Here is a 7,809-nt window from a genome sequence, read left to right on the forward strand (position 1 = left end):
TGGGGATAAGGGGACAAAGGGACAAATTTCTTCCTTATCTCTTCGTCTCTTTCCAATGACTAATGACTAATGACTAATGAATAATGATAATTAACCCAGAACAAGTCATCAACGCTATTATTGCGATCGCTAATCCTTTAATTAAGGAAAAAATTCAGCGCAATGAGACTGTAATTAAATTACTTCGGCAGTTTAAACTTGACCCAGAGCATCCACCAGCAGATTTTAGTGGGGTTTATGCTTATGCACTGGTAGAGTACGGCGTTGGGAAACCCAAGCCTTTTTTAGAACTTTTTCGCCAAGAAGCAATAAAACAAGCTTTCCGCAAAGCATTTGACCATAATAACCCCTCAATTTTGCTTTCTGAGGTTGATGCTTGGCTTGATGCTTATGCGTTGGGTGATGACATTAGAAGTTTGGGAATTGACATTAGACGGGAAATTGCTGCGTTTTATATTGTTTTTGCAGAAGTTGCTAAACGCACTCGCAACCCAGCAGATACACTAATGAGTCAACAAATTGGCTCTTTGCAACAACGCATTGCCAATATCCAAGAACTACTCGACAGGTTGCCGACGCTGGAAAGTATTTGTACTGAAATGGCGCGGTTGAATGCCCAGAATTCCCCTTCACTGCTGGAGGCCGAAACATCCACAAAAAATAAGTGTCAAGCCATTGCCCTAGCTCAACAAATGCGCGGCTGGTTTGAAACCTTGGGTTACCGCTTTGAAAAGTATGAAATTTGGGGTGATTCATATTTTGAGTGGATTATCAATGTACCAACACGGCGTAACCGATATGACCGCATCCTGATCCGGGGAATTGAGGGCGAAGTTGGACTCAAGGATGTAGCTGTTTTGCGTTCCTCTGTGGAGCAGCAGAGAACTGATGAAGGTTGGTTAGTAACAGCCAGACGGATTGCACGAGCGGCGCGGAATGAGGTGGAAAAGGAGGAAAATCGCCACTTAGGTTGTTACACTTTTGACGAACTCATTGACCAAGATGCTGATTTTAGTGATTATCTCGATTGGTTAGAAGCAGAAATTATCCGGCGGCAAATAGATACAAAATACGTTCCTTTAGCTTGCACAAAAGAGGAAATTGACCCCGATACTAAGCAGCGTATCGGCATCAGTCACTATAGCGATCGCGATGGTTGGATTGATGGTTATATTGATGTCTGGTTGGATGATCCAGCTAAAGAGCATATTTCTATACTAGGAGAATTTGGTACGGGGAAAACTTGGTTTGCCTTCCACTATGCTTGGCTGGCATTGCAACGTTACCAAGATGCCCAAAAACGCGGTGTTGAGCGTCCCCGTTTGCCTTTGGTAATTACGCTGCGGGATTTTGCCAAAGCAATAAATGTCGAGAACGTTTTGGCGGGGTTCTTTTTTACACAACACAATATCCGTTTAACTAGCGAAGTTTTTGACCAGTTGAACCGCATGGGCAAATTGCTGCTAATTTTCGATGGTTTTGACGAAATGGCAGCAAAAGTTGACCGTCAGCAGATGATTAATAACTTTTGGGAACTGGCAAAAGTGGTGGTTCCTGGTGCCAAGGTGATCCTGACTTGTCGCACCGAACATTTTCCCGACGCCAAGGAAGGACGCGCTTTACTCAATGCCGAGTTACAAGCTTCTACCAAACAGTTGACAGGGGAAACACCGCAGTTTGAAGTGCTGGAACTGGAGAAATTTAACGACGAGCAAATTCGGCTGGTGTTGTCGCATCAAACGGAAACTGCAACAGTTGAACAAGTAATGGGAAATCCGCAATTATTGGATTTAGCCCGTCGTCCGGTGATGACTGAGTTAATTTTGGAAGCTTTGCCGGATATTGAGGCGGGTAAACCTGTGGATATGTCGCGGGTTTACTTGTATGCGGTGCGGCGGAAAATGGAACGGGATATTAAGAGCGATCGCACGTTTACTTCTTTGGCAGAAAAGCTATACTTTTTGTGCGAACTTTCTTGGGAAATGCTGTCTACTGACGAAATGAGCCTCAATTATCGGCTTTTCCCTGACAGAATTCGGCGGTTATTTGGTTCGGTAGTGCAGGAACAGAAAGATTTAGACCACTGGCATTACGACATGATGGGGCAAACTATGCTCATCCGCAATGCTGATGGTGATTATACTCCAGCGCATCGGTCGCTGCTAGAGTTTTTTGTAGCCTATAAATTTGCAGCCGAGTTGGGAGTGTTAGCTAGCGATTTTACTGAGTTAGCGCGGGTGCGCTTCCAGATAAATCATGATGCTGCACTTGTTGATTATAGTTGGTCTTCTTATTTCATTCGTCAGGTAGATGTGGCTGGAGAGATTTTACCAGCTGCGGCACTCAAGGGATTTATAAGCGAATCCTTGGAGAAGTTGAGGGGGACTTTTGGTAAAGCACCTTTGACAAAAGCGGTGATGGATTTACTGGTAGGGATGATTAATGTTGAGGTTAAGGAGTCGGTTATTAAGGTGATTGAGGGGACGCGCGGGAAAAGTGAGGATGAGGTTGGTTATGTTGGGGGAAACGCGGCGACAGTTTTGGTAAAGGTTGATAAGTATGCGTTAGATGGGAGAAATTTAAGCGGTACGGTAATTAAAGGTGCTGATTTTACTGAGGCTAGCTTGCGTCATGTTAACCTTGCACAAGCAAATTTGATTGACAGCATTTTTACTAAACTATTTGGTGCAATTTTTTCAGTTGCGTATAGTTTTGATAGTCAATTTGTAGTTACTGGTGATGGTGAAGGCATTGTTCGGATATGGAAAGTTGCTACTGGCGAAGAAATTTTGACTTGTAATGGACATACTAACGCAATACTTTCAGTTGACTTTAGTCACGATAGTAATAAAGTTGCTAGCAGTAGTCACGATAGGACTATAAGGCTATGGGATACCCGCACTGGTAAATGCTTAACAATTTTACAAGGACACAATAATTCTGTAAATTCAGTTGCTTTCTGTCCTAAAGGTAAGATTCTTGCTAGTGGCAGTTCTGATAATACAGTGAGATTATGGGATATTCAAACTGGTAAATGCTTACAGATTTTGCAGGGGCATAATAATTCAGTATACTCAATTGCATTTAGTCCAGATGCTGAGATGCTGGCTAGTAGTGGTTCTGAACACACGATCAAATTATGGAATATTAAAACCAGCGAATGCTTAAAAACTTTAGAAGGACATAGAAATTCTGTAAAATCAGTTACTTTTAGTCCAGACGGTAAGATGCTTGCAAGTGGTGGTTATGATGAGACTGTAAGATTATGGAACGTGAATACAGGCGAATGTAAGTTAACCTTGCAAAGGGATAATATCTCATCATTAGTAGTTGCTTTTAGCGCTGATAGTAAGACAATTGCTAGTAGCGGCGACCAAAATATCAGATTTTGGGATGTAATAACAGGTGAATGTCTAAAAATATTAAAGGGACACTTCAATTTAGTACGTTCAATTGCTTTTAGTCCAGATGGAGATACTCTTGTTAGTGGTAGCTATGACAAGACAGTGAGATTTTGGAGTGTTGCTACAGGTGAATGCCAAAAAGTTTTACAGGGACACAGTATTTGGGTAAACTCTGTCGTTTTTAGTTTAAATGGTGAAATGATTGTTAGTGCAGATGATGAGACAACAGTAAAATTATGGAATATTAGCACTGGTAAATCTGTAAAAATTTTACAAGGTCACACCAATTGGGTGCAATCAGTTGCTCTTGATAGAGAGGGTAAAATACTTGCTAGCGGTAGTGCTGATACAACAATCAGATTATGGAATTTCTGCACAGGAGAATGCTTGAACATTTTGCAGGGACACAGTGATTGGGTACAATCAATCGTTTTCTGCCCAAATGGTGAGATACTTGCCAGTGGTAGTAGTGACAGAAGTGTAAGATTATGGAATGTTAAACTGGGAGAATGCTGGAAAATTTTTGAAGATAATTACTCAATCCGCTCAGTTGTTTTCAGTCCCGATGGTGAAACATTAGCTATTAGCAATTATGGCGGAGAGATAAAGCTATGGAATATTTATACAAGCCAATGTCTTAAAATATTAGAAATCGGAAGCGGCCCTTGGACACGTTCAATTGCTTTCAGTGCGGATGGTAAACTTTTAGCTAGTGGTACTCTTAATGAAAGCGTTGGGTTATGGTGTCCCTTCACGGGTGAATGCTGGAAAACTTTACAAGGTCACATCAGATCAGTATCCGCAGTTGCTTTTAGTCCAGATGGTAAAACTCTAGCGAGTGGTGCAGACGACCAAACTATAATACTTTGGGATATAAACAGCGGTAAATGCCTGAAAATTTTACAAGGTCATTCTCTTTGGATTCGTTCAGTTGCTTTTAGTCTGGATAGTAAAATGCTTGCTAGTTGTAGTTGTGATGGCACAATAATGCTTTGGGAGACTAGCACAGGTAATAGCATAAGAACCATTAGACTAAAAAGACCTTACGAAGATATGAACATTACAGGCATTACAGGCTTAACCGAATCTAAAAAAGCAACTCTCAAAGCATTAGGTGCTATGGAAGATGGAGCTTAATACTTTTAGCTTATTGCACTTCTGGTAATAATAGAGCAATACGCTTGGGTTGAGCGATAGCGAAATCCAACAAAAACTTAATTGTGTTGGGTTTCCTTCCTCAACCCAACCTACATCAGTTTTAGTTTTAGGTGGGCAGTACTTACGCAGTGCTGATTATACCAATTTAAAAGAAGAATGCGACAAATAGACCATTTGTAGAGACGCGATTCATCGCGTCTTCACCCAAGGATGTGTTGCAATCATTAATTGAATTGGTATTAGTCGTTGCGTTCGCCTTTGACATTCTCGTTGGCGCAGCCTCTTTTAGCTCCGTTAACGAGTCTTTAAACTCCGTTAATGAGTCTTTGAACTCCGTTAATGAGTTTTTTGTGCTGTCGGTAATTGGCTGCAACTGCGCTGTAGTAGAGTGTATCTAATTGATAGCGCTGTGAATAAAATCCTAATTTGTTTAGCTAATCCTCGAAATAGGGAAAAACTGCCCTTGGATGACGAAACACAGAATTACCCAACTTCTGTACAAGATTGACTCGCAACTAGACAAGCTTTTCCACTCAAAAAGCTGAAGCAAGACAAGGTTAATAGTAATGTTAAACTCACAGGCTAAACGCATCTTCATCAGCTATAAGCGTAATGCTAGCCCCGATGAGCCGGTGGCGATGCAAGTCTTCCAGGCGCTATCGCAGCAGCACAAAGTCTTTATCGACCAAACCATGTCTGTTGGTACACGCTGGGCTGAATGTATTGAAGCAGAAATTCGCCAAGCTGATTTTCTGATTACTTTTCTTTCAGCCTTGTCAACTAGCAGCGAGATGGTGGTTGCAGAAATAGAGACAGCACACCACTTAGCAAAATCACAGTCAGGACGCCCGATAATTCTCCCGGTGCGTCTGGCGTATCAAGAACCGTTCCTGTATCCCTTGAGTGCTTACTTAAATGGGATTAACTGGGCGTTCTGGAAAGATGCAGAAGATACGCCGCGCCTGATTGCAGAGTTGTTGCAGGCTGTCTCTGGCGGTGCATTGGCTATCAGTGAAGAAAAATCGAAAGCAGACTTACTCCAGATGAGTCAGCCGTCACTCTTACCCCATCCCTTTCCTTCAGCACAGCCCCTCTCGCTGGAAATGCCGGAAGGAACAATGGAATCGCAATCTGCTTTTTACGTGGAACGCTCATCTGATCTACTTGCTTTGCAGACTATTGAGCGGCAAGGTGTAACAATTACAATTAAAGGCCCCCGGCAAATGGGCAAAAGTTCCCTGTTAATCCGCACAATTCATACTGCTGTGAATGTAGGGAAGCGGGTTACTTTGCTGGATTTCCAATTGTTTGACAAAGCCGCCTTAACTAATGCTGATCTTTTCTTTCGCCAGTTCTGTACTTGGTTAACTGATGAACTGGAAATGATAGACAAAGTTGATGAGTATTGGAATATGCCTTTGGGCAATAGTCAACGTTGCACTCGCTATGTCGGGCGCTATTTGCTGAAAGAATTTGGCAACCCCATTGTCTTAGCGATGGATGAAGTTGAAAGGGTCTTTGATACTGATTTTCGCTCTGATTTCTTTGGAATGCTGCGAAGCTGGCACAATAGCCGCGCTACCACTCCCATCTGGAAGCAACTGGATTTAGCGCTGGTGACTTCCACCGAACCCTACCAGCTAATTGATAATCTCAACCAATCCCCCTTTAATGTTGGGCTAGTAATTGATTTAGAGGACTTTACAGCAGTACAGGTTGCTGATTTAAACCGCCGTCATCGTTCACCCCTCAACGCCAGTGAAGAAAAGCAATTAGTAGCGTTGCTAGGTGGACATCCTTATTTAGTACGCCTTGCACTTTATTTAGTTGCTAGCGATCGCCTCCAGACTACCGAACTTTTTGCCAATGCGATCGCAGATAATGGCCCCTTTGGCAATCATTTGCGTAACCACCTCTTCCGGCTGCATAACAAACAGGAGTTGGTTCAGGGTATGTTCCAAGTAATTCGCCAGAGCACCTGTGAAGATGAGCGCATCTTTTTCCGTTTGCGGGGTGCAGGTTTAGTGCGCCGGGAAGGGCGTGTAGTGTTTCCCCGTTGTCAACTTTACACCGACTATTTCCAGGAGCATCTGCGTGGCTAGTTAGGGGACAAGGGGGAGGAGGGGGACAAGGAAGATAGGGGGGACGAGGGGGACAAGGAAGACAGAGGGGACGAGGGGGACAAGGAGACAAGGGGGATTAAGGGAGTGGATAAAAAGAGATTTAAGAGCCATGAAGATTTAGCGATATTTAAATTGGCATTTGATACAGCTATGAAAATCTTTCAACTCTCAAAAAAGTTTCCTACAGAAGAAAAATACGCTTTGACAGACCAAATGCGGCGTTCGTCACGCTCTGTATGTGCCAATCTAGCAGAAGCTTGGAGAAAGCGTAGATATAAAGCTGCTTTTATTGCTAAATTAAATGACTGCGAAGCTGAGGCTGCTGAAACTCAGGTATGGATAAAGTTTGCTGTCAAATGTGAGTATTTAGATATAGAACAAGGAAGAGAACTATACGGTACTTACAATCAAGTTTTAAGTGGTTTAGTAAACATGATTAACAATCCTAATCAATGGATTATCCATGAGTAAAGCAAATCTTCCTTGTCCCCCTTGTCCCCCTTATCCCCCTTGTCCCCCTTGTCCCCTTGTCCCCTTGTCCCCTTATCCCCCTTGTCCCGGAGTCCCTTAGATGGCTAATCCAACCATTTACACCGTAGGCGGGACTGTGCAAGCTGGCGGTGGTATTTACATTCCTCGTCAAGCTGATGAAGAATTGCTCCGTTTATGTGAGTCGGCAACTTTCGCCTATGTTCTCACGCCGCGTCAAATGGGTAAGTCTAGCCTGATGGTACGCACGGCAGAAACATTAAGGGACGAGGGAATTCGCTCAGTAATTGTTGACCTCCAGGAATTGGGGGTACAAGTCACAGTAGAACAGTGGTATTTTGGCTTTTTGGTGAAGCTAGATGACCAACTGATGTTTGATACAGATGTGGTGAGTTGGTGGCAACAACACCAGCATTTAGGAGTATCGCAACGGTTAACACTGTTTTTTGAGCAGGTTTTACTGGCTGAGGTTAAAGAACGGGTGGTGATTTTTGTGGACGAAATTGACTCTACCCTCAGCTTAAATTTTACCGATGATTTTTATAGAACCCATTTGATATCTTTTTTAGCTGGCAGCTAGTCTTTTAAGCATCAGTCTGATAAAACAAAGCTTGAGCTTGGCATTGGCACGAGCG

The 7,809-nt window shown here is 43.0% G+C and carries 4 protein-coding genes; all 4 read left to right on the top strand.

Going from position 1 to position 7,809, the window contains the following annotated elements; all coding sequences use genetic code 11:
- The first annotated feature begins 83 nt into the window (after positions 1-83).
- The 4 genes from V7K48_RS18285 to V7K48_RS18300 all read left to right on the top strand — a co-directional run bounded on the left by V7K48_RS18285 (position 84) and on the right by V7K48_RS18300 (position 7,754).
- Positions 84-4,541, top strand: a complete 4,458-nt coding sequence (locus V7K48_RS18285; RefSeq protein WP_335074667.1) for an NACHT domain-containing protein — start codon at positions 84-86, stop codon at positions 4,539-4,541.
- 587 nt (positions 4,542-5,128) lie between these two features.
- Positions 5,129-6,664, top strand: a complete 1,536-nt coding sequence (locus tag V7K48_RS18290; protein WP_335074668.1) for an AAA-like domain-containing protein — start codon at positions 5,129-5,131, stop codon at positions 6,662-6,664.
- 105 nt (positions 6,665-6,769) lie between these two features.
- Positions 6,770-7,156 (top strand): four helix bundle protein, encoded by a 387-nt coding sequence (locus V7K48_RS18295; protein ID WP_335074669.1) that lies wholly within the window; start codon positions 6,770-6,772, stop codon positions 7,154-7,156.
- A 100-nt stretch (positions 7,157-7,256) separates the two neighbouring features.
- Positions 7,257-7,754, top strand: a complete 498-nt coding sequence (locus V7K48_RS18300) for an AAA-like domain-containing protein (protein WP_335074670.1) — start codon at positions 7,257-7,259, stop codon at positions 7,752-7,754.
- Positions 7,755-7,809 lie beyond the last annotated feature (55 nt).

The sequence above is a fragment of the Nostoc sp. genome, from assembly GCF_036919615.1.
GTDB lineage: Bacteria > Cyanobacteriota > Cyanobacteriia > Cyanobacteriales > Nostocaceae > Nostoc.

What these genes read in the sequence shown, in the direction of transcription:
- V7K48_RS18285 (WP_335074667.1), top strand. Translation starts at nt 84, where the DNA reads ATGATAATTAACCCAGAACAAGTCATCAACGCTATTATTGCGATCGCT.
- V7K48_RS18300 (WP_335074670.1), top strand. Translation starts at nt 7,257, where the DNA reads ATGGCTAATCCAACCATTTACACCGTAGGCGGGACTGTGCAAGCTGGC.
- V7K48_RS18290 (WP_335074668.1), top strand. Translation starts at nt 5,129, where the DNA reads ATGTTAAACTCACAGGCTAAACGCATCTTCATCAGCTATAAGCGTAAT.